General features: G+C 52.5%; 21 protein-coding genes. 13 read left to right on the top strand and 8 right to left on the bottom strand.

The window, feature by feature from the left end; genetic code table 11:
- The first annotated feature begins 74 nt into the window (after positions 1-74).
- From NNN64_RS11870 to NNN64_RS11885, 4 genes are read left to right on the top strand one after another with little or no spacing between them, the layout of a single operon-like run.
- On the top strand, positions 75-1,676 hold the full coding sequence (locus NNN64_RS11870; protein ID WP_271441519.1) for a BCCT family transporter: 1,602 nt from the start codon (positions 75-77) through the stop codon (positions 1,674-1,676).
- Positions 1,677-1,719: 43 nt separating this feature from the next.
- Positions 1,720-2,844 carry a carnitine monooxygenase, oxygenase subunit YeaW gene (gene yeaW / locus NNN64_RS11875; protein ID WP_271441520.1) on the top strand — a complete coding sequence of 375 codons (1,125 nt, stop codon included), beginning with the start codon at positions 1,720-1,722 and terminating at the stop codon, positions 2,842-2,844.
- Between the two features lie 18 nt (positions 2,845-2,862).
- Positions 2,863-4,311, top strand: coding sequence for an NAD-dependent succinate-semialdehyde dehydrogenase (locus NNN64_RS11880; RefSeq protein ID WP_271441521.1), 1,449 nt, complete (start codon positions 2,863-2,865; stop codon positions 4,309-4,311).
- Between the two features lie 59 nt (positions 4,312-4,370).
- Entirely contained in the window at positions 4,371-5,336 is a 966-nt protein-coding gene (locus NNN64_RS11885) for a PDR/VanB family oxidoreductase (protein WP_271441522.1), read from the top strand.
- A 48-nt stretch (positions 5,337-5,384) separates the two neighbouring features.
- Here the strand turns inward: NNN64_RS11885 and rnd are convergent, their stop codons facing one another.
- The 5 genes from rnd to NNN64_RS11910 all read right to left on the bottom strand — a co-directional run bounded on the left by rnd (position 5,385) and on the right by NNN64_RS11910 (position 11,819).
- Entirely contained in the window at positions 5,385-6,500 is a 1,116-nt protein-coding gene (gene rnd / locus NNN64_RS11890) for a ribonuclease D (RefSeq protein ID WP_137381639.1), read from the bottom strand.
- An 84-nt stretch (positions 6,501-6,584) separates the two neighbouring features.
- Complete coding sequence (gene fadD, locus NNN64_RS11895; RefSeq protein WP_271441529.1) at positions 6,585-8,270, bottom strand: long-chain-fatty-acid--CoA ligase FadD; 1,686 nt, start codon at positions 8,268-8,270, stop codon at positions 6,585-6,587.
- 204 nt (positions 8,271-8,474) lie between these two features.
- Positions 8,475-9,059 (bottom strand): Slp family lipoprotein, encoded by a 585-nt coding sequence (locus tag NNN64_RS11900; protein WP_137381866.1) that lies wholly within the window; start codon positions 9,057-9,059, stop codon positions 8,475-8,477.
- Positions 9,060-9,154: 95 nt separating this feature from the next.
- Positions 9,155-9,850 carry a tRNA (adenosine(37)-N6)-threonylcarbamoyltransferase complex dimerization subunit type 1 TsaB gene (gene tsaB, locus NNN64_RS11905; RefSeq protein ID WP_271441523.1) on the bottom strand — a complete coding sequence of 232 codons (696 nt, stop codon included), beginning with the start codon at positions 9,848-9,850 and terminating at the stop codon, positions 9,155-9,157.
- A 58-nt stretch (positions 9,851-9,908) separates the two neighbouring features.
- Entirely contained in the window at positions 9,909-11,819 is a 1,911-nt protein-coding gene (locus tag NNN64_RS11910; RefSeq protein ID WP_202038440.1) for an ATP-dependent DNA helicase, read from the bottom strand.
- Positions 11,820-11,960: 141 nt separating this feature from the next.
- Between NNN64_RS11910 and NNN64_RS11915 the strand changes: the two genes are divergently transcribed.
- On the top strand, positions 11,961-12,305 hold the full coding sequence (locus tag NNN64_RS11915; protein ID WP_042307863.1) for a RidA family protein: 345 nt from the start codon (positions 11,961-11,963) through the stop codon (positions 12,303-12,305).
- 6 nt (positions 12,306-12,311) lie between these two features.
- Here the strand turns inward: NNN64_RS11915 and NNN64_RS11920 are convergent, their stop codons facing one another.
- Positions 12,312-12,491, bottom strand: a complete 180-nt coding sequence (locus NNN64_RS11920) for a YoaH family protein (RefSeq protein ID WP_003020986.1) — start codon at positions 12,489-12,491, stop codon at positions 12,312-12,314.
- 83 nt (positions 12,492-12,574) lie between these two features.
- On the opposite strand from NNN64_RS11920, the gene pabB reads away from it, so the two are divergent.
- The 4 genes from pabB (at position 12,575) to NNN64_RS11940 (ending at position 17,798) form a co-directional block, all read left to right on the top strand.
- Positions 12,575-13,936, top strand: a complete 1,362-nt coding sequence (pabB, locus tag NNN64_RS11925; protein ID WP_271441524.1) for an aminodeoxychorismate synthase component 1 — start codon at positions 12,575-12,577, stop codon at positions 13,934-13,936.
- A gap of 3 nt (positions 13,937-13,939) precedes the next feature.
- Positions 13,940-14,518, top strand: coding sequence for a CoA pyrophosphatase (locus tag NNN64_RS11930; RefSeq protein WP_137381634.1), 579 nt, complete (start codon positions 13,940-13,942; stop codon positions 14,516-14,518).
- Between the two features lie 183 nt (positions 14,519-14,701).
- Positions 14,702-16,066 carry an L-serine ammonia-lyase gene (sdaA, locus tag NNN64_RS11935; protein ID WP_271441525.1) on the top strand — a complete coding sequence of 455 codons (1,365 nt, stop codon included), beginning with the start codon at positions 14,702-14,704 and terminating at the stop codon, positions 16,064-16,066.
- 130 nt (positions 16,067-16,196) lie between these two features.
- The gene (locus tag NNN64_RS11940) at positions 16,197-17,798 is read left to right on the top strand and encodes an EAL domain-containing protein (protein ID WP_271441526.1); all 1,602 of its coding nucleotides are present in this window, start codon (positions 16,197-16,199) and stop codon (positions 17,796-17,798) included.
- Between the two features lie 6 nt (positions 17,799-17,804).
- Here the strand turns inward: NNN64_RS11940 and yoaE are convergent, their stop codons facing one another.
- Together yoaE and NNN64_RS23350 are read right to left on the bottom strand one after the other, a co-directional pair.
- Entirely contained in the window at positions 17,805-19,364 is a 1,560-nt protein-coding gene (yoaE, locus tag NNN64_RS11945; RefSeq protein WP_271441527.1) for a CNNM family cation transport protein YoaE, read from the bottom strand.
- A complete protein-coding gene (locus NNN64_RS23350; protein WP_442870703.1) occupies positions 19,352-19,561 on the bottom strand; it encodes a protein YoaL in 210 nt (69 codons plus the stop codon). Before NNN64_RS23350 ends, yoaE begins: the two co-directional genes overlap by 13 nt.
- A gap of 264 nt (positions 19,562-19,825) precedes the next feature.
- On the opposite strand from NNN64_RS23350, the gene manX reads away from it, so the two are divergent.
- From manX to NNN64_RS11965, 4 genes are read left to right on the top strand one after another with little or no spacing between them, the layout of a single operon-like run.
- Positions 19,826-20,788 (top strand): PTS mannose transporter subunit IIAB, encoded by a 963-nt coding sequence (gene manX, locus NNN64_RS11950; RefSeq protein ID WP_005122176.1) that lies wholly within the window; start codon positions 19,826-19,828, stop codon positions 20,786-20,788.
- A gap of 58 nt (positions 20,789-20,846) precedes the next feature.
- Positions 20,847-21,647 carry a PTS mannose/fructose/sorbose transporter subunit IIC gene (locus NNN64_RS11955; RefSeq protein WP_005122174.1) on the top strand — a complete coding sequence of 267 codons (801 nt, stop codon included), beginning with the start codon at positions 20,847-20,849 and terminating at the stop codon, positions 21,645-21,647.
- Between the two features lie 12 nt (positions 21,648-21,659).
- Positions 21,660-22,511, top strand: a complete 852-nt coding sequence (locus NNN64_RS11960) for a PTS mannose transporter subunit IID (protein ID WP_006684184.1) — start codon at positions 21,660-21,662, stop codon at positions 22,509-22,511.
- A 60-nt stretch (positions 22,512-22,571) separates the two neighbouring features.
- Positions 22,572-23,030: a DUF986 family protein gene (locus tag NNN64_RS11965; protein ID WP_271441528.1), complete on the top strand. Its 459-nt coding sequence runs from the start codon at positions 22,572-22,574 to the stop codon at positions 23,028-23,030.
- The last annotated feature ends 123 nt before the right edge of the window (positions 23,031-23,153 follow it).

The raw sequence follows: 23,153 nt of genomic DNA on the forward strand, positions 1-23,153 counted from the left end.
AAATCTTACCCTACAGCATGATAACAACGACAGGCTAATGCCAAACGCGGGCGACAATGCCCAGGAGATCATCCATGTTGAGCAACGTAAAGAAAAAAGATGTGCCACTGATAGCCATCAGCCTGGTGGCTATTCTTTTTATCGCCGCCACACTCAGTCTCTTCCCTCAGCAGTCTGCACAAGTAGCGAATACCATTTTTAACGGTGTCACTCGCATGCTGGGTTCTGCCGTTCAGATCCTGGTCCTCATGGCTATGGGGCTGGTTGTCTATCTGGCCACCAGCAAATACGGCAATATTCGCCTCGGTGAAGGTAAAGCAGAATACAGTACGCTTTCCTGGCTGTTTATGTTTATTTGCGCTGGATTAGGCTCCTCCACGCTCTACTGGGGTGTTGCTGAATGGGCCTATTACTACCAAACACCGGGTCTGAACATCGCCCCACACTCACAAAAAGCGCTGGAATTCAGTCTGCCCTATTCCTTTTTCCATTGGGGGATCAGCGCGTGGGCGACCTACACACTGGCCTCGTTAACCATGGCCTACCATTTCCATGTGCGTAAAAACAAAGGGTTGAGCCTGTCCGGGATAATTGCTGCAATCACCGGCGTTCATCCACAGGGCGTATGGGGAAGACTGGTCGATTTGATGTTCCTGATCGCCACCGTCGGCGCGTTAACCATCTCCCTGGTCGTTACCGCTGCAACCTTCACCCGTGGTTTATCAGCGCTTACCGGTTTACCGGATAACTTTACAGTGCAAGCCTTTGTGATTCTGTTCTCTGGCGGCATCTTCTGCCTTAGCTCCTGGATTGGCATCAACAATGGTCTGCAACGTCTGAGCAAGATGGTGGGCTGGGGGGCATTTTTACTGCCATTGGTCGTACTGATTGTTGGCCCAACCGAGTTCATCACCAATAACATCATCAACGCTATCGGCCTGACGACACAAAACTTTTTGCAAATGAGCCTGTTTACCGACCCGCTCGGTAACGGTGAATTTACCCGCAACTGGACAGTGTTCTACTGGCTGTGGTGGATCTCCTACACCCCAGGCGTCGCTATGTTTGTGACGCGCGTTTCTCGCGGGCGCAAAATCAAAGAAGTTATCTGGGCATTAATCCTTGGCAGTACCGTCGGCTGTTGGTTCTTCTTCGGGGTGATGGAGAGCTACTCTATCCACCAGTTTGTCAATGGCGTGATTGATATCCCGCAGATCATGGCAACGCAGGGCGGCGAAACGGCGGTGCAGCAGGTACTGATGTCATTGCCAGCCGGGAAGCTGTTCCTGGTCGCATATCTGGCCATCATGATTATTTTCCTTGCCTCGCATATGGATGCTGTGGCCTACACCATGGCAGCCACCAGCACACGTAACCTACAGGAAGGAGAAGATCCTGAACGTGGCTTACGTCTGTTCTGGTGTGTAGTCATCACATTGATTCCATTATCTATTTTATTCACCGGCGCGTCTCTGGAAACAATGAAGACCACGGTGGTTCTGACCGCCCTTCCCTTCCTCGCCATCCTGTTGGTGAAGGTCGGCGGTTTTCTGCGCTGGGTACGGCAGGATTATGCCCATGTTCCTGCTCACCAAATTGAAAGTCATCTTCCCGAAGCACCGGTCGACGCGCCTGTCACGCCACCGGCCGGGACACTACTCAAAGGCGGCAATTAAACGCCAGTAAAAAACCTCTTACTCACAAATTAAAGGTAATCCAATGAGCAATCTGAGCCCTGAGTTTATTCTGCCGCAAAATTTTTGTGCCAATCCGCAGGACGCCTGGACTATCCCGGCACGGTTCTATACCGACCAGCAGGCTTTTGAACACGAGCAAGAGAACGTGTTTGCCAAAAGCTGGATTTGTGTTGCCCACAGCAGCGAACTGGCGAAGCCAAATGACTATGTCACACGTGAAGTGATTGGTGAGAACATCGTGCTGGTACGTGGTCGCGATAATGTACTGCGCGCTTTCTACAATGTCTGCCCGCATCGTGGTCATCAACTGCTGAGCGGCGAAGGGAAAGCCAAAAACGTGATTACCTGCCCCTACCACGCGTGGGCGTTCAAACTTGATGGCAATCTGGCGCATGCCCGTAACTGTGAAAACGTCGCTAACTTTGACAGTGAGAAGGCTCATCTGACACCAGTACGACTCGAAGAATATGCCGGTTTTGTCTTCATCAATATGGACCCGAACGCCGGTAGCGTTGAAGATCAGCTTCCGGGACTGGCAGCCAAAGTCGTCGAGGCCTGCCCTGACGTGCACGATCTAAAGCTCGCCGCGCGTTTCACTACCCGCACGCCGGCCAACTGGAAAAATATCGTTGATAACTATCTGGAGTGCTACCACTGCGGTCCGGCCCATCCAGGTTTTTCCGACTCAGTACAGGTTGACCGTTACTGGCATACCATGCACGGCAACTGGACGCTGCAATACGGTTTTGCCAAACCCTCTGAGCAGTCGTTTAAGTTCGAAGAAGGTGTTGATGCTGCGTTCCACGGCTTCTGGTTGTGGCCGTGCACCATGCTCAACGTCACGCCAATCAAAGGCATGATGACCGTTATTTATGAATTCCCGGTGGATGCAGAAACCACACTGCAAAACTACGACATCTATTTCACTAATGAAGAGCTGACCGAAGAGCAAAAAGCGCTGATCGAATGGTATCGCAATGTCTTTCGCCCTGAGGATTTACGCCTGGTTGAGAGCGTACAAAAAGGTCTGAAATCACGTGGCTATCGTGGACAGGGACGCATTATGGCGGATACCAGCGGTAGCGGAATCTCCGAACATGGCATTGCCCATTTCCATAATCTGGTCGCTCAGGTGTTTAAGGATTAATCCGCGAAGGAGTTCGTTATGACTGTTTTTCAGACTTCACTTTTTCGCCAGCAGGCGTTTATCGCCGGACACTGGTGTGATGCCGATGACAGTAACACGTTGTCGGTCAGCAACCCGGCAACAGGGGCCGTTCTGGGGCAGATTCCCAACATGGGAACATCGGAGGCGCAACGCGCCATTGATACCGCATCTCAGGCGCTACCGGCCTGGCGGGCAATGACCGCAGCCCAACGTTCTACGTTGCTTAAAGCCTGGCATCATTTAATTCTCGACAACAAAACAGCGCTGGCGCAAATCATGACCGCCGAGCAGGGCAAGCCGCTGGCTGAGGCTGAAGGAGAGATTGTCTATGCCGCGTCGTTTATTGAGTGGTTTGCCGAGCAGGCTAAACGTACTAATGGCGAGATAATCCCCTCGCCTACGGCGGATAAGCGGTTGATGGTGATCCATCAGGGTATCGGAGTCTGCGCGGCAATTACGCCATGGAACTTCCCTGCGGCAATGATCACCCGCAAAGCCGGCCCCGCGCTGGCCGCAGGTTGTACGATGGTAGTAAAACCGGCCAACGAAACACCGTTTACCGCTCTGGCGCTGGCAGAACTTGCACGTCAGGCCGGTATTCCGGCGGGTGTTATCAATGTCGTGACCGGAAAGTCTCGCGAAATTGGTGCAGTGTTCACCGCTGACGATCGCGTACGCAAACTGTCGTTTACCGGCTCTACCGAGGTAGGGCGCGTACTGATGCGTCAGTGTTCCGATTCTATCAAAAAGGTCTCACTGGAGCTGGGCGGCAACGCGCCGTTTATCGTATTTGAGGACGCGGATCTCGACAAAGCCGTTGAAGGCGCGCTGGTGGCTAAATTCCGCAATGCCGGACAAACCTGCGTTTGCGTGAACCGTTTTTACATTCATCAGGCTGTTTATGACGCGTTTTGTGAGAAATTCGTGGCTCGGGTCGCCGCTCTGAAAGTCGGCAACGGTGAGCAACCCGGCGTACAAATCGGTCCGCTAATCAATACCGCTGCCGTAGACAAAGTGCAGTCGCTTCTCGATGACGCGTTGACGCGGGGCGCCACGTTGTTAACCGGAGGTCAGCGCCATGCGCTGGGAGGACACTATTTTACGCCCACCGTCATCGGTAACGTGCAGCCGGGCACGCAGTTGCTCCAGGAAGAGATATTCGGACCGGTCGCCGCGCTGGTGAAGTTTGAAGATGAACAGGATGTGATCCGCCAGGCAAATGACACCATTTATGGACTGGCATCCTACTTCTACAGCAATGATGCCGCGCGCATCTGGCGTGTTTCTGAGCAACTGGAGTATGGCATGGTCGGTATAAACACCGGACTGATCTCGAATGAAGTCGCCCCTTTCGGTGGTGTGAAGCAGTCAGGGTTGGGGCGAGAAGGTTCCGAACACGGTATCGAAGATTACCTGGAAATGAAATATCTCTGCCAGGGGCTGTAACGACAGATTCCGGCGTGGCGGGTAACCCGCGCCGGACAGATTTTTTAGGGAGTGCCGCAATGTCTGAATATCAAATGCGAGAAGTTCAGGTCAGTCAGATTGAAACGATTACCGCGCATGTAAAGCGCTTCACCTTAACGGCTGCCTCAGGCGATCTGTTGCCTGCGTTCCAGGGAGGCAGCCATATTATCGTGCAAATGCGCGATGGCGAAAATCTCTATAGCAACGCGTACTCGTTGATGAGCTCACCGTTGGATACCCGCACCTGGCAAATTGCTGTGCGCCTGGAGGAGAATTCCAAAGGCGGTTCACGATACCTGCATCAGCAGGTCAAACCCGGCGATACGCTGACGATTTCCACGCCCAATAATCTTTTCGCCCTCGAACCGCAGGCGCAAAAGCATCTGTTAATTGCTGGTGGCATTGGTATTACGCCCTTCCTGTCGCAGATCCCGGAACTCGAAAATGCCCAGGCAGAGTGGCAGCTACATTACTGTTCACCCAGCCCGGAAAACTGCGCGTTTCATGATGAACTGAAACAGCACCACCAGGCCGATCGGATTCATCTGCATCTTTCGAGCGAAGGCACACGCCTCGACCTGGCACGTCTGCTTGCCGATGTAGAACCCGGCACCCACATTTATACCTGCGGCCCGGCCGTGCTTAACGATGCCGTAAGAAGCGAGGCCGCACGCCACGGTCTGGATAACAATACGCTGCATTTTGAGCAATTTGCGGTAGAGGATAAGAGCGGTGATGCGTTCACCCTCGTGCTGGCACGTTCCGGACGTGAGTTTGTCGTTCCGCAAGAGATGACTATTCTGCAGGTTATCGAAAATAACAAAGCTGCCAGAGTCGAGTGTCTGTGCCGTGAAGGCGTGTGCGGTACCTGCGAGACGGCGATTCTTGAAGGGGAAGCGGATCACCGCGATCAATACTTTAGCGACGACGAAAAAGCCAGCCAGCAGAGCATGCTTATCTGCTGTTCACGCGCCAAAGGCAAACGCCTGGTGCTAGATTTGTAGAATTTTACCGACCGGATAAGCGATGGCCTACCCGGTCGGCCTGATCGCTTACTGCGGATAGTCCAGCAGCAGCGCCTTGAGGCGGTCGGCCATCAGTTCGCCACGCCAACCGGAAATCAGCTCCGGCAGGGACGCCTGCGGCTTTAATTTCCAGTGCCAGTTTAGCAACTGGTTGATTTGACGACGCGAAGCAAGGAGTTCCACACTAAGATTCTGCTCCGCACTCACGTCGGCCACCAGGGCTTTAATGGCTTTGAATGCCTTGCGATAACCCGGCATATCCATCAGATTCAGCAACGGTTGCGGCAATGCTTCCTCCGGCATTGCCTGCGCTTTCTCGACCAGTGAAATCAGCGTCTTGCCATGGAAGCGAATTTCACTACCTGAGAGGCCCAGGCTATCCAGTTCTCCCAGACTTCCCGGCATATAGCGGGCAACCGCCCACAGATGTTCTTCGCGCACCACGAAGTTCACTGCCAGATCACGCTCACGCGCTTTGCGTAACCGCCAGTCGGCCAGGAGTTGCAGGCAAGCGAGCTGACGGGTACGCAGCTGCCAGGCATTGGTAATTTCTCGCCACGCATCTTCAGGCGCCAGAATTTCCTGACGACGCTGTTGCATCAAACGACATTCGTCCAGCGCAGCGGGCAACCAGCCGGACGCATCCGTTTCTGCCATCAGTTTTGTGGTGATCGGTAATAAATACCAGACATCTGCCGCCGCATACTCGCACTGCCGCTCAGTCAGCGGTCTGGCCAGCCAGTCGGTGCGTGATTCACTTTTATCCAGCGCCACCCCGGTGAATTCTTCCACCATCGCAGCAAAGCCCCACGACAGCGGGCGTCCACAAAAGGCGGCCAGAATCTGTGTATCGATCAGTGGTTGCGGGAGTTCACCGAACGTGTTGAGAAACACTTCCAGGTCTTCACTTCCGGCATGCAGAAATTTAGTGATCGCAGTGTCACGCAGGATATCGCGCAGCGGCGACCAGTCGGTGATCCCTAGCGGGTCAATCAGAGCAACGTGTTTGCCATCAAACAGCTGGATCAGCCCCAACTGCGGGTAGTAGGTACGCGTGCGAACAAATTCTGTATCCAGGGCTATCGCCGGAAATTCACGGACGGCTTCGCACAGCGTGGCTAACGCGTCGTCCGTAGTGATCATTTGATAATTCAAATCGTGCTCTCTTAGGTTTTCGCCAAAAAAAACGCCGGATTATCCGGCGTTTTCTGCTGGCTGTCTTAACGCTCAGCCTTTATTGTCCACTTTGCTGCGGGCTTCGTCACGTAATTCTCGTCGCAAAATTTTACCGACGTTAGATTTCGGCAACTCATCACGGAATTCCACCAGTTTCGGAACTTTGTAGCCTGTTAGATGACGACGGCAAAAAGTAACCAGCGCTTCATCGGTTAACGAAGCATCCTTCTTCACCACAAAGATTTTTACCGCCTCACCGCTGCTGCCCGACGGTACGCCGACAGCGGCCACTTCCTGAACGCCAGGGTGCTGCATGACTACGTCTTCAATTTCGTTCGGATAAACGTTAAAACCCGACACCAGAATCATATCTTTCTTACGATCGACAATACGCAGGAAGCCTTCGTCGTCCATTACTGCGATATCGCCCGTGTGCAACCAGCCATTTTTGACAATTTCATCGGTCGCATCCGGGCGCTGCCAGTAGCCTAACATCACCTGCGGTCCTTTAACACACAGTTCGCCCGGCTCTCCCGGCGGAACCTCATTGTCGTCATCATCCACCAGTTTGACCTCGGTAGACGGAACCGGTAACCCGATACTGCCGCTATGATAGTCGATATCGTGCGGGTTAACGCTTACCAGTGGAGCACACTCGGTCAGACCATAACCTTCCAGCAGATATTGGCCGGTCAGCTTCACCCAGCGTTCTGCCACCGCCTGCTGAACGGGCATTCCGCCCCCTGCAGACAGGTGCAACGACGAAAAGTCCAGTTGCTGGAACTCTTTGTTATTCAGCAACGCGTTAAACAACGTATTGACGCCGGTCATCGCGGTAAACGGGTATTTTGCCAGCTCTTTCACCAGCCCCGGAATATCACGCGGGTTAGTGATCAGCAGGTTTTGCCCACCCAGTTCAATAAACAGCAGGCAGTTCATGGTGAGCGCGAAAATGTGATACAGCGGTAGCGCCGTCACCACCAGCTCTTTACCCGGATGCAGCAATGGCCCGTAAGTGGCATTAACCTGCTCCAGGTTAGCCAGCATGTTACGGTGCGTAAGCATTGCGCCTTTCGCCACGCCGGTGGTACCACCGGTATACTGCAGAAAAGCCAAATCTTCAGACACGACTTCCGGCTTTACATACTGCATGCGGTAGCCGTTTTGCAGCGCACTGCGAAATGAGATGGCATCCGGCAGGTGATATTTTGGCACCAGACGCTTGATATACTTCACGACGAAGTTAACCAGCGTCCCTTTCGCGGTCGACAACTGATCGCCCATACGCGTCAGAATCACGTGTTGAACCGAGGTCTTATCGACCACTTTCTCCAGCGTGTGAGCAAAGTTAGAGACGATGACGATCGCCGACGCACCGCTATCGTTGAGCTGATGCTCCAGCTCGCGTGGCGTGTACAGCGGGTTAACGTTCACCACAATCATGCCGGCACGTAAAATCCCAAACAGTGCAACAGGATATTGCAACAGGTTGGGCATCATCAGTGCCACGCGATCGCCCTTTTTCAGTCCAAGTCCTTGTTGCAAATAAGCCGCAAATGCCCGACTGCGCTCTTCGAGCTTGCGGAAGGTCATCACCTCCCCCATGTTCATAAACGCAGGCTGATCGGCATAGCGCCTTACTGAGTGTTCGAAGAGTTCCACCAGGGATTGATAACGGTCAGGATTGATCTCCGCGGGAACACCTGCGGGATAACGGTTAAGCCAAACCTTTTTCAATACATCACCTCTAAAATGCGTATTCGTCGTCATCACAACCCCAGACAATAAACAAACTGTTAACATAATATTAACTCAGCGTACCAGTTTGTTTATTACACAACGACAAGGTTGCGAAGCACGTCACTATTTATTTTTCTTATATCCACGTTAATGCAGAAACAGCGGACGAGCCGCTGTTTCTTTTACCATTAAAACAAAGAGTTACTCTGTTACTATCGTCTGAACCTGTGCGGGGCCGGGATTGTACCATCCCCATCCGCCGTAGCCACCGTAAGGCCAGCCACGCGCACCGTAGAACCAGGGGTCAATCGGCTGCGGAGGCATCACAATCTGCTGGGTAATATGCCAGCGTTTATAACCAGTTACCTGCATCAGCATGAACTTATACGGTGTACTACCAATTTTTCCGTCCACTGTTCCGCTAATGGGTCCGACTACAGTGACCAGTTGACCACGAAAATCTACCGGGTCTAGGAAGCCGTTAACATCGGCATAAATCCGCCCGCGTGACGCTTCGCCCAGAATCGGTCGTGCCCCGCTATCGAGCGGCATAGTGGCGATCTCCAGTCGGGATTTCCCCTGCTGGTTTTGAATATCCACCACCTTACCGCCAAAACGTGCTTCTTGTCCGACGTACAACTGCGGCGCATTCATCACTCGCACCAGATCCTGCTGCGGTGTCGGGCTCGAACCTTTAATCGCATCCGGGATGGTGACACAGCCGCTTAGCGATAACGCTAATACGCCTGCCAGTACACCTTTCATTAACTGCTTTTGGACCACCATGTTGCGACTCCCTTTTCTTAGCGCCTGCCCCGGCACGTTCAGACAACTGCACATCGGCGGCTGTTCGTATTAACCGGGGGATTTACTACTAAGATTCATTCTTTACCAGGAAGTTTCTTCCACGCCACGGTGTTACGTAAATAAACCGGTTCAGCATGTTCAACAGCCACGGTCTTGCCGCATGCCAGCATTTGCGTCGCGACAGGCAGCATATCTTCTGCAGCTGGAAGCAATACGTCGCCATCGTTCAGCGTCAGACCACTGTCTTTGCCGAGTTCAGGCCAGGCTGGCCAGCCCGTGCCAACGGTTAGCCAGTCGCCAGAAAGCTGCAGCAGGCGATCGTGTACCTGCTCCGGCGTTAGCACCGCTTCTGTCTCTTCGCCGTGCCAGATGCCATCATCATCACGCTGGTATTCAGCCCAGTAAACTTCACCCATACGAGCATCAATCGCTGCCAGCACGCGTATCGCACCGGATTTACGCCAGGCACCCTGTGCCATTGTCATCAGAGTAGAAACCCCGATCATCGGTAAATTCGCCCCTAGCGCCAGCCCCTGAGCGATACCAATACCGATGCGTACACCAGTGAAACTGCCGGGGCCGCGACCAAATGCCAGGGCATCAATATCGGTGAGCGTTAAATCGCCTGCGGCCAGGATCTCCTGGACCATCGGCAAAATTCGTTGGGTATGTTCTCGTGGGCAAAGCTCGAAGTGAGCCTTGATAGTACCGTCATTCCACAGGGCAACAGAGCACGCCTCTGTGGCGGTATCGATAGCCAGAATTCGCATGGGTATTTGTGATCAGATCAATAAATTTGGCGCGCATCTTACCACACTCCGTAACAAATTACTCAGCCGATGGTATCGCAAGAAAGCGAACTGCACGCGCAATATCACGCGTGCGTGGCGCAGGCGGAAGGCTTGCCAGGAAGGTCGCGCCATAAGGTCGCATCACCAGGCGGTTATCACAAATCACCAGCACACCGCGATCGTCAGCATCACGGATCAGTCGCCCTACCCCCTGTTTCAGCGTGATAACCGCATCCGGGAGCTGAACCTCTTCGAAAGGATCGCCACCGCGCAGGCGGCAGTCTTCCATCCGCGCTTTTAACAGCGGATCGTCCGGGGAAGTAAATGGCAATTTATCGATAATCACCAGCGACAGCGTATCACCACGCACGTCTACCCCTTCCCAGAAACTACTGGTGGCAACCAGCAAGGCATTCCCTGCGCTGACAAACTGTTGCAGCAGTTGCCCTTTACTGGTTTCGCCCTGTAAAAGTACGGGAAGCGTCATGGTGGCACGGAATTGCTCTGCCAGATCGCGCATCATTGCATGCGAGGTACACAGCATAAAGCAGCGCCCGTTGTTCGCTTCAATAATAGGGCGCAACATAGCAGCCAGTTGACGCGCCGCGCCCGGCTGGTTGGTTTGCGGCAGATTGCGCGGTACGCACAGCAGTGCCTGACGCGTGTAATCAAAGGGGCTCGGCAGCAGCATCGACTCGGCTTCATCAATGCCTAACCGCGCCGTAAAATGGTGAAGATCGTCGTTTACCGACAATGTCGCGGAGGTGAATATCCAGCACCCCGGCTTTTGTTCCATCACTTCTTTGAATTTGTCGGCCACAGTAAGCGGCGTCAATGCGAGCGTAAAATGCCGGGACGTACATTCATACCAGTAACTGAATCCTGGCTGATTGATCTCTTTCAGGCGTTTTAATCGGGCACGGTACAGCGTGGCGCGCTCAAACGCGGCATCCAGCAGCGCAGAGCGCCCGAGGGACAATTTCGCCACGTCGTAGCACAGCTCCAGGGTGTCATCAAGAAGTAGAAACGCCCGTTGCACACGTTGGTCAGCCAACAGCTCTCGTAGGTTTCCGCGATAGCCGGGCTCGCCGAGCTGTAAGCGAAAGTCCTGCGCGCTTTGCGCCAGACGATCAGCGCATTTTTGTAGCTGCTGGGTGTCTTTCAATTCTGTGCGATACGCAATCGTAATGTCTTTCGCCAGGTCGAGTAGTTGCCGGCTGGAGAGTGATTGACCAAAGTACTGGCTGGCGATATCCGGTAGCTGATGGGCTTCATCGAAGATCATCACATCTGCCTCGGGGATTAATTCACCAAATCCACTCTCTTTCACCACCATATCGGCGAGAAACAGATGGTGGTTGACCACCACCACATCTGCATCCATTGCTTTTTTACGGGCTTTGACGACGAAGCACTCTTTATACAGCGGGCAGTCGCTACCCAGGCAGTTATCGTTAGTGCTGGTCACCAGTGGCCAGGCCTGTGAATCTTCCGCCACGCTGACACAGGTGCTGATATCCCCATCAAGCGTTTGATTTGACCATGAGCGCAGCAGTATGACATCGCTTAACGTTTGTACCGGCAGATCGCCCCCCGCCAGCGCCTGCTGTTCGAGGCGTTCCAGACACAGGTAGTTGGAGCGCCCTTTTAGCAACGCCAGCTTACCGGTGAATTTCAGTGCTTTGGCAACGGTGGGAAGATCGCGACTGTAGAGCTGATCCTGCAACGCTTTAGATCCCGTCGACACGATCACTTTCTTGCCAGCGCGAAGCGCCGGGGCGAGATAAGCGTATGTTTTACCTGTGCCAGTGCCGGCTTCTACAACAAGCGGTTGTGATTTTTCAATGGCATGGCTGACAGCAATTGCCATCTGTCGCTGTGGTTCACGCGGTTTAAAACCCGGTATCGCTTTAGCCAATTGACCGTCTGCTGCAAAATCGTCCGTCACACTGCCCCCTGTTCATTTGAACAGGGATTATGTCAGGCCGGCGGGTCTTTCGCCAGTTGAAGAGGTGACGCGGGCGCAACATTATGGCAGTCTTGGCGCAATCTGAAGCCCATGAAGAAAAATGTAAATAAGGAATGATTTATGACGATTGTGCGCATTGATGCCGAAGCACGTTGGTCTGACGTGGTTATCCATAACAACACGTTGTACTACACCGGCGTACCGGAGAACCTGGATGCAGATGCCTTTGAACAAACTGCAAATACGCTGGCACAAATTGATGCAGTGCTGGAAAAACAGGGTAGCAACAAGTCACGAATCCTTGATGCCACCCTTTTTCTGGCAGACAAAAGTGATTTTGCCGCAATGAATAAAGCCTGGGATGCGTGGGTCGTTGCCGGTCACGCGCCGGTACGTTGTACGGTACAGGCCGGGTTGATGAACCCGAAATACAAAGTCGAGATCAAGATTATCGCTGCGGTTTAAGCAGCGTTACTCGTCTTCATCTTCAAAACGCGCCACGATCCGTTCACCGGTATGGCTGGCGCGTAGCTCTTCAGCAACCAGAGCAATCGCTTGTCCGCTGCTCATCCCCTGCGACATCAGTTCCTGAATACGCTCTACTGCTTTTTGCTGCTGCTCATGACTGAGTGAAGGTAAACCTGCAAACATTGTTAACTCCTGCTAAATTGTCTGCGCTAATTATTTCATGCTACCGGGCAGTTAGCCAGTAGAGTAGCAACGAGTCAGGACTGATGAAGACGTTATCTCCCGCAGTAATCACATTACCCTGGTGTCAGGACGCCGCTGAACGCTATTTTTCGACCTTAAGCCAGCATCCGTGGGCGATGCTGTTACATTCAGGTCATGCCGATCATCCGCATAACCGTTTTGATATTCTGGTCGCCGACCCCTTAGCGACGCTGGTCACGCGTGCTCAGGAGACTGTGGTCAAGGACAGGCAAGGCATTTTGCGCACGCCTGATGACCCGATGACAGTATTACATTCAACGCTAACCGCCCTGGCTATTCAGCCTGAATATCATCCCGACTTACCGTTCCAGGGCGGCGCACTGGGTCTGTTTGGCTACGATCTGGGCCGCCGCTTTGAATCGCTGCCGAATATCGCCGAATGCGATATCGCCCTGCCGGATATGGCCGTCGGTATCTATGACTGGGCGTTGATTGTCGATCACCAGCTACAGACTATATCACTGCTTAGCCATAGCGATGTACATGCCCGTCTGGCCTGGCTTGAAGATCAACTGCCGCCGGTACGCGAGCCCTTTACATTAACGTCGGTATGGCGCTCGAATATGAGCCGTGCGCAATACGGCGAAAAGTTTCGTCAGGTGCAGCACTATCTGCACAGCGGCGACTGCTATCAGGTCAACCTGGCCCAACGTTTTCAGGCGCAGTATCAGGGCGATGAATGGCAAGCGTTTGTGCAGCTCAATCGCGCCAACCGCGCGCCATTCAGTGCGTTTATACGCCTGGAAGACGGGGCGATCCTCAGCCTGTCACCGGAGCGCTTTATCCAACTGGAAAATCAGCATATCCAGACGCGCCCCATCAAAGGCACGCTACCCAGACTGGACGATCCTGATGCCGATCGCCAGCAAGCCGACAAGCTGGCAAATTCGCCAAAGGATCGGGCGGAAAACCTGATGATCGTCGATTTGATGCGTAACGATATCGGACGCGTCGCCGTTCCAGGCTCGGTTAAGGTTCCGGAACTGTTTGTGGTTGAACCCTTCCCGGCCGTACATCATCTGGTCAGTACCATCACCGCACGTTTGCCACAGACGCTGCACGCGACCGATCTATTACGTGCAGCCTTCCCTGGTGGCTCCATTACAGGCGCACCAAAAGTGCGGGCAATGGAAATTATTGATGAGCTGGAGCCACAACGTCGCAACGCCTGGTGCGGCAGCATCGGTTATCTGAGCTTTTGCGGCAATATGGATACCAGTATCACCATTCGCACCCTGACAGCGACCGGCGGGCAGTTGTACTGTTCAGCTGGCGGCGGCATTGTAGCGGACAGTCAGGAAGACGCGGAATATCAGGAAACATTTGATAAAGTGAATCGTATTTTGCATCAACTGGAGAACTGACACGTGGAAAACAGCAGCCTGACGCTTGATGATTTTTTATCACGTTTTCAACTCCTGCGCCCGCAGGTAAATCATGATGCGCTAAACCAACGCCAGGCCGCCGTACTGATCCCTATCGTCCGTCGCCCACAGCCGGGGTTGCTATTGACCCAGCGCTCCGTTCATTTGCGAAAACATGCCGGGCAGGTCGCCTTTCCTGGGGGCGCGGTGGACAGCAGCGATGCTTCGCTGATTGCCGCCGCACTGCGTGAAGCCCAGGAAGAAGTGGCAATTCCGCCTTCATCCGTTGAGGTCATTGGCGTACTACCGCCGGTTGATAGTGTGACCGGGTTCCAGGTCACACCGGTGGTGGGCATCATCCCTCCCAATTTACCGTATCGAGCCAGTGAAGATGAGGTTTCAGCGGTGTTTGAAATGCCGTTGGCGCAAGCCCTGCATTTAGGTCGTTACCATCCCCTCGATATCTACCGTCGTGGCGATTCACATCGTGTGTGGCTTTCCTGGTATGAACACTATTTCGTCTGGGGAATGACCGCCGGAATAATTCGTGAGCTGGCGCTGCAAATTGGCGTGAAGCCCTGACTATACTTATCTTTACGCACGCCATAGACAACTTGAAACTCAAGTCACAACATTAGTAAAACCGCGGTTATCTATTAGTTTAATTCATGTGAATAGTTAAGCCGATCGCCGCGTTCCCTCTTACACTATGCGCAGTTATAACATCGTTACTGGAAAGCCCAGTCGCCCTGTAGGAGTATTATCGTGATTAGTCTATTCGACATGTTTAAGGTGGGGATTGGTCCCTCATCTTCCCATACCGTAGGGCCTATGAAGGCGGGTAAACAGTTCGTCGATGACCTGGTCGAAAAAGGATTACTGGACAGCGTTACCCGTGTTGCCGTCGACGTGTATGGTTCACTGTCGCTCACGGGTAAAGGTCACCACACCGATATCGCCATTATTATGGGTCTGGCGGGCAATGAGCCTGCTACCGTTGACATTGACAGCATCCCCGGATTTATCCGCGATGTAGAAGCACGTGGACGCCTGCTGCTTGCGCAGGGTCAACACGAAGTGGATTTCCCACAGAATGACGGCATGCGTTTTCACAACGGCAATTTGCCGTTGCATGAAAACGGAATGCAGATCCATGCGTACAACGGCGAAACCGTCATTTACAGCAAAACGTACTATTCCATTGGCGGTGGGTTCATCGTTGATGAAGAACATTTTGGCCAGGATGCAGCGAATGAGGTCAGCGTACCTTATCCGTTCAAATCCGCGACCGAAATGCTGGAATACTGCAACAGCACCGGTCTGTCTCTCTCTGGCATGGTGATGCAGAACGAACTCGCACTGCACAGCAAGAAAGAGATTGAAGATTACTTCGGCAACGTCTGGCAAACCATGCAGGCCTGTATCGATCGTGGGATGAACACCGAAGGCGTTCTGCCTGGACCGCTGCGCGTTCCTCGTCGTGCCTCCGCCCTGCGTCGTATGTTGGTCTCCAGCGACAAGCTCTCCAACGATCCGATGAACGTGATCGACTGGGTGAACATGTTTGCGCTGGCCGTTAACGAAGAAAACGCTGCGGGTGGCCGCGTAGTAACAGCACCCACTAACGGTGCCTGCGGGATCGTGCCTGCCGTTCTGGCTTACTACGATCACTTTATTGAATCTGTCAGCCCGGATATCTACACCCGTTATTTCCTGGCGGCGGGGGCAATTGGTGCGTTGTACAAGATGAACGCCTCTATCTCTGGCGCCGAAGTAGGCTGTCAGGGTGAAGTCGGTGTGGCATGTTCCATGGCTGCTGCTGGTCTGGCTGAGCTACTGGGCGCGAGTCCGGAACAAGTCTGTGTGGCTGCCGAGATTGGTATGGAGCACAACCTGGGCTTAACCTGCGACCCGGTTGCCGGACAGGTGCAGGTTCCGTGCATCGAACGTAACGCTATTGCGTCCGTGAAGGCGATTAACGCCGCACGTATGGCAATGCGTCGTACCAGCGCACCGCGCGTCTCGCTGGATAAAGTCATCGAAACAATGTACGAAACAGGCAAAGATATGAATGCCAAATACCGCGAAACATCACGCGGTGGCCTGGCAATCAAAGTCCAGTGTGACTAATACTTAATTTTCGCCCATCTGCGACGGATGGGCGAATTTACCCCTTCTCGCTCGTCTACTGTAATTTTCCCCACTACACTTGCTCTGTTGCTGTTGGCTTCTGGGACCAACGGCTTATCGGGCGGCCCGCATGCAAACAGCACAACGGATCATTCAAAACTATCGCCGTAATCGCTTAATCGTCTGCACAATATGTGCACTACTGACGCTCATACTCACATTAACGGTCCGATTTATTTCGGAGCGTAATATAAATCACCGTTACACCGTCACTTTTGCTAATCATGCCGTTGAAGCACTGGATGATGTGCTGCTCCCACTGCAGGCCGGGCGCGATATGCTGCTCCCGTTGATTGGTCTTCCCTGTTCTGTGGCGCGTTTACCCTTGAGCAAGCATGCTGCCAGACTACAAACAGTGCGCTCCATCAGTCTGATTCAGGGGGGGATTCTTTATTGCTCCAGTATCTTTGGCTATCGCAATGTGCCTATCCGCCAAATTCAACCTGAATTACCTAGCCGGGAGGCACAACTTCTGTTGTCCACCGACCATTCGCTAATTAAAGGTAGTCCTATTCTGACGCAGTGGTATCCGGCCTCCGCAGATGGCGAAAATGGGGTGGTGGAAATCGTCAATATTGATTTATTGTCGACCATGTTGCTGGAACCCCAACCACCGCAAATCACCAACGCCAGTTTAACCGTCGGTAACCGCCACCTGCTCTACGGACAAGGTGTTGTCGAGACCTTGCCTGCACTGAACGATGAAAAACGTTATCAGCTTTCATCGCAACATTTCCCCTTCACGATCAGCGTCACCGGCCCAGGTGCCAGTGAATTGGCGATCAAACATCTGCCGACACAACTACCGCTGGCAGTGATCCTGAGCCTGTTGGTGGGATATCTTGCCTGGCTGGCAACCGCCAGCAGGATGAGTTTTTCCTGGGAGATTAATCTGGCTCTCGCGGCGCACGAGTTCGAGTTGTTTTGTCAGCCACTGCTGAACGCACAGACCCAGCAATGTATGGGTGTAGAAATTCTGTTACGCTGGAACAACCCGCGCCAGGGCTGGATTTCGCCGGAAGTGTTTATTCCTATCGCCGAAGAGCACAACCTGATCGTCCCTCTTACCCGTCATGTCATCGCAGAAACCATTCAGCAACGACACGTTTTTCCGATGAGTAGTCAGTTTCATATCGGTATCAATGTTGCCGCCAGCCATTTCCGCCACGGTACGCTTTTAAAAGACCTCAATCAGTACTGGTTCAGCCAGCATCCCATCCAGCAACTGGTTATTGAATTGACCGAACGCGATGCCTTACTGGATGTGGATTATCGGATCGTGCGCGAGTTGAATCGCCTCGGCGTTAAGCTGGCGATTGACGATTTTGGTACCGGAAACAGTTCGCTCTCCTGGCTGGAAAAATTGCGCCCGGATGTGCTGAAAATTGATAAATCATTTACTTCGGCGATCGGAACCGACGCCGTGAATTCAACCGTCACAGACATCATTATCGCGCTGGGAAAAAGGCTGAATATCGAACTGGTGGCTGAAGGCGTAGAAACGCAGGCACAGGCGCAGCATTTACGCCGTCATGGTGTACATATCTTGCAGGGTTTTTTGTATGCGAAACCGATGCCACTTCGTGATTTTCCCAAATGGCTGGCGGGCAGTACACCACCACCCGCCAGGCATAACGGGCGCCATATCATGCCCATTATGCCGTTCCGCTAACCCCGCTTACTCGTCTTCGTCGTGAGCGGGTTGTTCTTTAACAATGCGAACTAAATCCACACGATAGTCATTGGCTTCGACAATCGTAATGCTCAGCGGTGCGACCTCAATAACATCGCCTACACGCGGGATGTGACCGTTAGCCGCAATCACCAGCCCCGCTACGGTGGCGATGTCTTCGTCCTCATCCACCAGCGTATCCACATCCAGCGCCTGTTGCAGCGCGTGCAGATCAGTTCCCCCTTTCACCAACCAGCCACCGGCGTCAGCAATGATTTCAGGGGTTTCATCAGCATCCGGGAACTCACCAGCGATCGCTTCTAATACGTCCAGCGGTGTTACCAGCCCCTGCACCACACCAAATTCGTTAGTAACGATGACAAAGCTACCGCGGGCACGACGCAGCACGCCTAACAGATTAATCGGGTCCAGCGTTTCCGGGACGACAATTGCCGGCGAGGCAGACGCAATCGCTGCAACATCCACACCATCTTCCAGCGCCACCAGCAGCTCTTTAGCACGCACGATACCGATAATTTCATCAAGCTCGCCACGACACACCGGAAACAGGCTGTGTGGAGAAGAAAGCAACTGTTCGCGAATTTCCGCTACGCTCAGATCGGCGTCGACCCAACTAATTTCACCACGAGGTGTCATGATGCCGCGTAATGAACGGGATGCCAGTGAGAGAACACCGTTGATCATATAGCGTTCTTCTTCCACAAACGCGCCTTCCGGGACCGGAACGGGCACCGGATTGTCGGATTCCATCTGCACGCTGGCCTGACGTTTACCCCCCATCAGACGCAAGATTGCATCCGCAGTACGCGCACGCAGCGGCAGTGTCGACTGGTGGCGAATAAAGTTACGACGGGCAATCTGGTTAAACAGTTCGATAATAATTGAGAAGCCAATCGCCGCGTACAGATAACCTTTCGGAATATGGAAGCCAAACCCTTCGGCGACCAGGCTCAAACCGATCATCAGCAGGAAGCTCAGACACAGCACCACAACCGTCGGATGTTGGTTTACAAATCGCGTCAGCGGCTTCGACGCCAGCAGCATCACCGCCATCGCAATAACCACCGCCGCCATCATCACCGGCAGATGGTTGACCATACCGACAGCAGTAATGACTGCATCCAGTGAGAACACCGCATCCAGGATAACAATCTGCGTCACCACGACCCAGAAACTCGCATAGCCTTTTGTCTGGCCGGTATCGTGTTCACGGTTTTCCAGCCGCTCATGCAGCTCTGTCGTAGCCTTGAACAAGAGGAAGATACCCCCCAGCAGCATAATCAAATCTCGCCCGGAAAACGCGTAGTCCATGACCGTAAACAGCGGTTTTGTCAGCGTCACCATCCACGAAATAACAGACAGCAGGCCCAGACGCATAATCAGCGCCAGTGATAAACCAATGAGACGCGCTTTATCTCGCTGTTTCGGTGGCAGCTTATCGGCAAGAATTGCAATGAAGACCAGGTTATCGATACCCAGAACAATTTCGAGAACAACAAGCGTGAGCAAACCCACCCAAATCTGCGGGTCCATTAAGAGTTCCATGACAAGCTCCTGCTTAAGGAATGATCAAACTGCGCCCTGAACATCTCAGGCGTTAAAGCAATATGCAGATAAAGTTTGTGGCAAAAAGTGCCAAACTGACAGGCTTGATACAGCCTAAAGGTGAAATGACGTCGGTGACGATCCATATGGTGGGCTACTGCCCTATACTCCTGAGTAATTAAACAGATGCTAAACATAACAGAGACAACTGGTTTTTAGCAAAGATTTACCTTCCTTTGCAATAAGTTGTTTCGGAGATATTTCACCCTTCGAAATTTCTTATGATTGGAAGTTAAATTACGGATCTTCATCACATAAAATATTTTTTTCGATATCTAAAATAATTCACGAAAATCATAGGTTTTTCTTTGTAACCCTTATCTGAATCGATTCGATTGCGGACGAGCGATTCAAAATGCATCTTCACGTTGATGTGTTAACGATATTAAAGGAGGTAGCAAGTGACCATTGCTATTGTAATAGGCACACATGGTTGGGCTGCAGAGCAGTTACTTAAAACAGCAGAGATGTTGTTAGGCGAGCAGGAAAACGTCGGCTGGATCGATTTCGTTCCAGGCGAAAATGCCGAAACGCTGATTGAAAAGTATAACGCTCAGTTAGCAAAACTGGATACCAGTAAAGGCGTGCTGTTTCTCGTTGACACATGGGGAGGCAGCCCGTTTAACGCTGCAAGCCGCATTGTCGTCGATAAAGAGCATTACGAAGTTATCGCAGGCGTGAACATTCCCATGCTGGTAGAAACCTTCATGGCGCGTGACGACAACCCCAGCTTCGATGAATTAGTCGCACTGGCGGTTGAAACGGGTAGCGAAGGCGTAAAAGCGCTGAAAGCAAAACCTGTTGAAAAAGCCGCACCTGCCCCCGTCGCAGCACCTAAAGCAGCGGCACCCGCGAAACCGATGGGCCCGAACGACTATATGCAGATCGGCCTCGCGCGTATTGATGACCGTTTAATCCACGGTCAGGTGGCAACCCGCTGGACCAAAGAAACAAACGTAACGCGCATTATTGTCGTCAGCGATGAAGTCGCTGCTGATACCGTGCGTAAGACGTTGCTGACTCAGGTCGCACCGCCAGGTGTTACAGCACACGTGGTTGATGTCGCGAAAATGATCCGCGTCTATAACAACCCGAAATACGCTGGTGAGCGTGTAATGCTGCTGTTCACCAACCCTACCGATGTAGAACGCATCGTCGAAGGTGGCGTAAAAATTACCTCTGTTAACATTGGCGGCATGGCATTCCGCCAGGGTAAAACGCAGGTAAACAACGCGATTTCGGTGGATGAAAAAGACATCGAAGCCTTCAAGAAACTCAACGAACGCGGTATTGAGCTCGAAGCCCGTAAGGTTTCTACCGATCAGAAACTGAAAATGATGGATTTGATTGCCAAGGCGAAATAACCACCTGGCATTTACTTAGTTTTCACACTTAAGTCTGTATAGCAATAGGAGAAGTACAATGGAGATTACCACTCTTCAGATTGTGCTGGTGTTCATCGTCGCATGTATCGCGGGTATGGAGTCGGTACTCGATGAATTTCAGTTCCACCGTCCATTGGTGGCCTGTACGCTGATTGGTGCCGTTCTCGGGGATATGAAAACCGGTATTATCATCGGTGGTACCCTGGAAATGATCGCTCTGGGCTGGATGAACATCGGTGCTGCGGTTGCACCTGATGCCGCACTGGCTTCCATTATCTCTACCGTTCTGGTTATTGCGGGTCACCAAAGTATCGGTGCAGGTATCGCGCTGGCCATCCCGCTGGCAGCTGCAGGCCAGGTTCTGACCATTATCGTTCGTACCATCACCGTAGCCTTCCAGCACGCGGCGGATAAGGCGGCCGAAAACGGCAACCTGACGGCGCTCTCCTGGCTGCACGTTTCCTCCCTGTTCCTGCAGGCTATGCGTATTGCTATCCCGGCGGTAATCGTAGCGATTTCTGTCGGTACCAGTGAAGTTCAGAGCATGCTGAACGCGATTCCGGAAGTCGTTACCGGCGGCCTGAATATTGCTGGTGGCATGATCGTCGTAGTGGGTTATGCGATGGTCATCAACATGATGCGCGCAGGCTACCTGATGCCGTTCTTCTACCTTGGCTTCGTCACCGCGGCATTTACTAACTTCAACCTGGTTGCTCTGGGTGTGATTGGTGCCGTAATGGCCATCCTCTACATTCAGCTGAGCCCGAAATATAACCGCGTAGCCGGTGCGCCAGTACAGGCGGCGGGTAACAACGATCTTGATAACGAACTGGACTAGCAGGTGAGCGAAATGGTTGATATGACTAAAACTACCACCGAGAAAAAACTCACTCCGAGTGACATTCGTGGCGTGTTCATTCGTTCTAACCTGTTTCAGGGTTCATGGAACTTCGAACGTATGCAGGCGCTGGGCTTCTGTTTCTCCATGGTACCGGCTATCCGCCGCTTGTACCCGGAAAACAACGACGCACGTAAGCAGGCTATTAAGCGTCACCTGGAATTCTTTAACACCCATCCTTATGTAGCGGCACCGGTTTTGGGCGTTACACTGGCAATGGAAGAACAGCGTGCGAATGGCGCAGAGATTGATGATGGTGCTATCAACGGTATCAAAGTTGGTCTGATGGGGCCACTGGCAGGCGTAGGTGACCCGATTTTCTGGGGTACAGTGCGTCCGGTATTCGCCGCACTCGGCGCGGGCATCGCAATGAGCGGTAGCCTGCTTGGGCCACTGCTGTTCTTTATCCTGTTCAACCTGGTACGTCTGGCAACCCGTTACTACGGCGTGGCGTACGGCTATCGTAAAGGTGTCGATATCGTTAAAGATATGGGCGGTGGCTTCCTGCAGAAATTGACTGAGGGGGCGTCAATCCTCGGTCTGTTTGTTATGGGGGCCTTGGTTAACAAGTGGACACATGTGAATATCCCACTGGTGGTTTCCACTATCACCGGTCAGGATGGCCAGACGCGTGTGACCACCGTGCAGACAATCCTTGACCAACTGATGCCGGGCCTGGTTCCTCTGCTGCTGACCTTCGCCTGTATGTGGCTTCTGCGTAAGAAAGTAAACCCGCTGTGGATCATCGTTGGTTTCTTCATCATCGGTATTGCGGGCTACGCTGTCGGCCTGCTCGGCCTGTAAGACTGTTGTAAATCACCGGGGGCTTGCCCCCGGTTTTTCTATTTAGAGGGTTGAGGATTCATGACTATCACGGACCTGGTGCTGGTTCTTTTTATCTTATCGCTGCTGGCGTATGCCATTTACGATCAGTTCATCATGCCCCGCCGTAATGGCCCCACTCTACTTACTGTTGCCCTGCTTCCACGCAGTCGAGTCGACAGCGTTATCTTCATAGGCTTGATTGTTATTCTGATCTACAACAACATCACCAGCCACGGAGCACAATTCACCACATGGTTATTATGTGCACTGGTGTTAATGGGGTTGTATCTGTTCTGGATCCGTACGTCCAAAATTATTTTCAAACAAAAAGGTTTTTTCTTCGCCAATGTCTGGATTGAATATAACCGGATTAAAGAGATGAATTTATCAGAAGATGGTGTACTGGTGATGCAATTAGAGCAGAGACGATTGCTTATCCGCGTACGAAATATAGACGACCTGGAGAAGATATATAAACTTCTCATTTCAAACCAATAAGTTACAAATATAGCCTGAACTATGTTTTTTATATCTCAGTGAAAAACAAACATAGCTAAGGCTATATCCCCCCCGCCCATATGTTATTTAACTTAACGTTTTATCTATAAATAAACCTAAATG

The organism is Citrobacter sp. Igbk 14, assembly GCF_028069825.1.
Taxonomy (GTDB): Bacteria; Pseudomonadota; Gammaproteobacteria; order Enterobacterales; family Enterobacteriaceae; genus Citrobacter.

What these genes read in the sequence shown, in the direction of transcription:
- rnd (WP_137381639.1), bottom strand. Translation starts at nt 6,500, where the DNA reads ATGATCACTACGGACGACGCGTTAGCCACGCTGTGCGAAGCCGTCCGT.
- tsaB (WP_271441523.1), bottom strand. Translation starts at nt 9,850, where the DNA reads ATGCGAATTCTGGCTATCGATACCGCCACAGAGGCGTGCTCTGTTGCC.
- NNN64_RS11960 (WP_006684184.1), top strand. Translation starts at nt 21,660, where the DNA reads ATGGTTGATATGACTAAAACTACCACCGAGAAAAAACTCACTCCGAGT.
- pabB (WP_271441524.1), top strand. Translation starts at nt 12,575, where the DNA reads ATGAAGACGTTATCTCCCGCAGTAATCACATTACCCTGGTGTCAGGAC.
- NNN64_RS11965 (WP_271441528.1), top strand. Translation starts at nt 22,572, where the DNA reads ATGACTATCACGGACCTGGTGCTGGTTCTTTTTATCTTATCGCTGCTG.
- NNN64_RS11940 (WP_271441526.1), top strand. Translation starts at nt 16,197, where the DNA reads ATGCAAACAGCACAACGGATCATTCAAAACTATCGCCGTAATCGCTTA.
- NNN64_RS11880 (WP_271441521.1), top strand. Translation starts at nt 2,863, where the DNA reads ATGACTGTTTTTCAGACTTCACTTTTTCGCCAGCAGGCGTTTATCGCC.
- yoaE (WP_271441527.1), bottom strand. Translation starts at nt 19,364, where the DNA reads ATGGAACTCTTAATGGACCCGCAGATTTGGGTGGGTTTGCTCACGCTT.
- NNN64_RS11920 (WP_003020986.1), bottom strand. Translation starts at nt 12,491, where the DNA reads ATGTTTGCAGGTTTACCTTCACTCAGTCATGAGCAGCAGCAAAAAGCA.
- yeaW (WP_271441520.1), top strand. Translation starts at nt 1,720, where the DNA reads ATGAGCAATCTGAGCCCTGAGTTTATTCTGCCGCAAAATTTTTGTGCC.
- NNN64_RS11885 (WP_271441522.1), top strand. Translation starts at nt 4,371, where the DNA reads ATGTCTGAATATCAAATGCGAGAAGTTCAGGTCAGTCAGATTGAAACG.
- NNN64_RS11900 (WP_137381866.1), bottom strand. Translation starts at nt 9,059, where the DNA reads ATGGTGGTCCAAAAGCAGTTAATGAAAGGTGTACTGGCAGGCGTATTA.
- NNN64_RS11870 (WP_271441519.1), top strand. Translation starts at nt 75, where the DNA reads ATGTTGAGCAACGTAAAGAAAAAAGATGTGCCACTGATAGCCATCAGC.
- NNN64_RS11915 (WP_042307863.1), top strand. Translation starts at nt 11,961, where the DNA reads ATGACGATTGTGCGCATTGATGCCGAAGCACGTTGGTCTGACGTGGTT.
- NNN64_RS23350 (WP_442870703.1), bottom strand. Translation starts at nt 19,561, where the DNA reads ATGTTTAGCATCTGTTTAATTACTCAGGAGTATAGGGCAGTAGCCCAC.
- NNN64_RS11955 (WP_005122174.1), top strand. Translation starts at nt 20,847, where the DNA reads ATGGAGATTACCACTCTTCAGATTGTGCTGGTGTTCATCGTCGCATGT.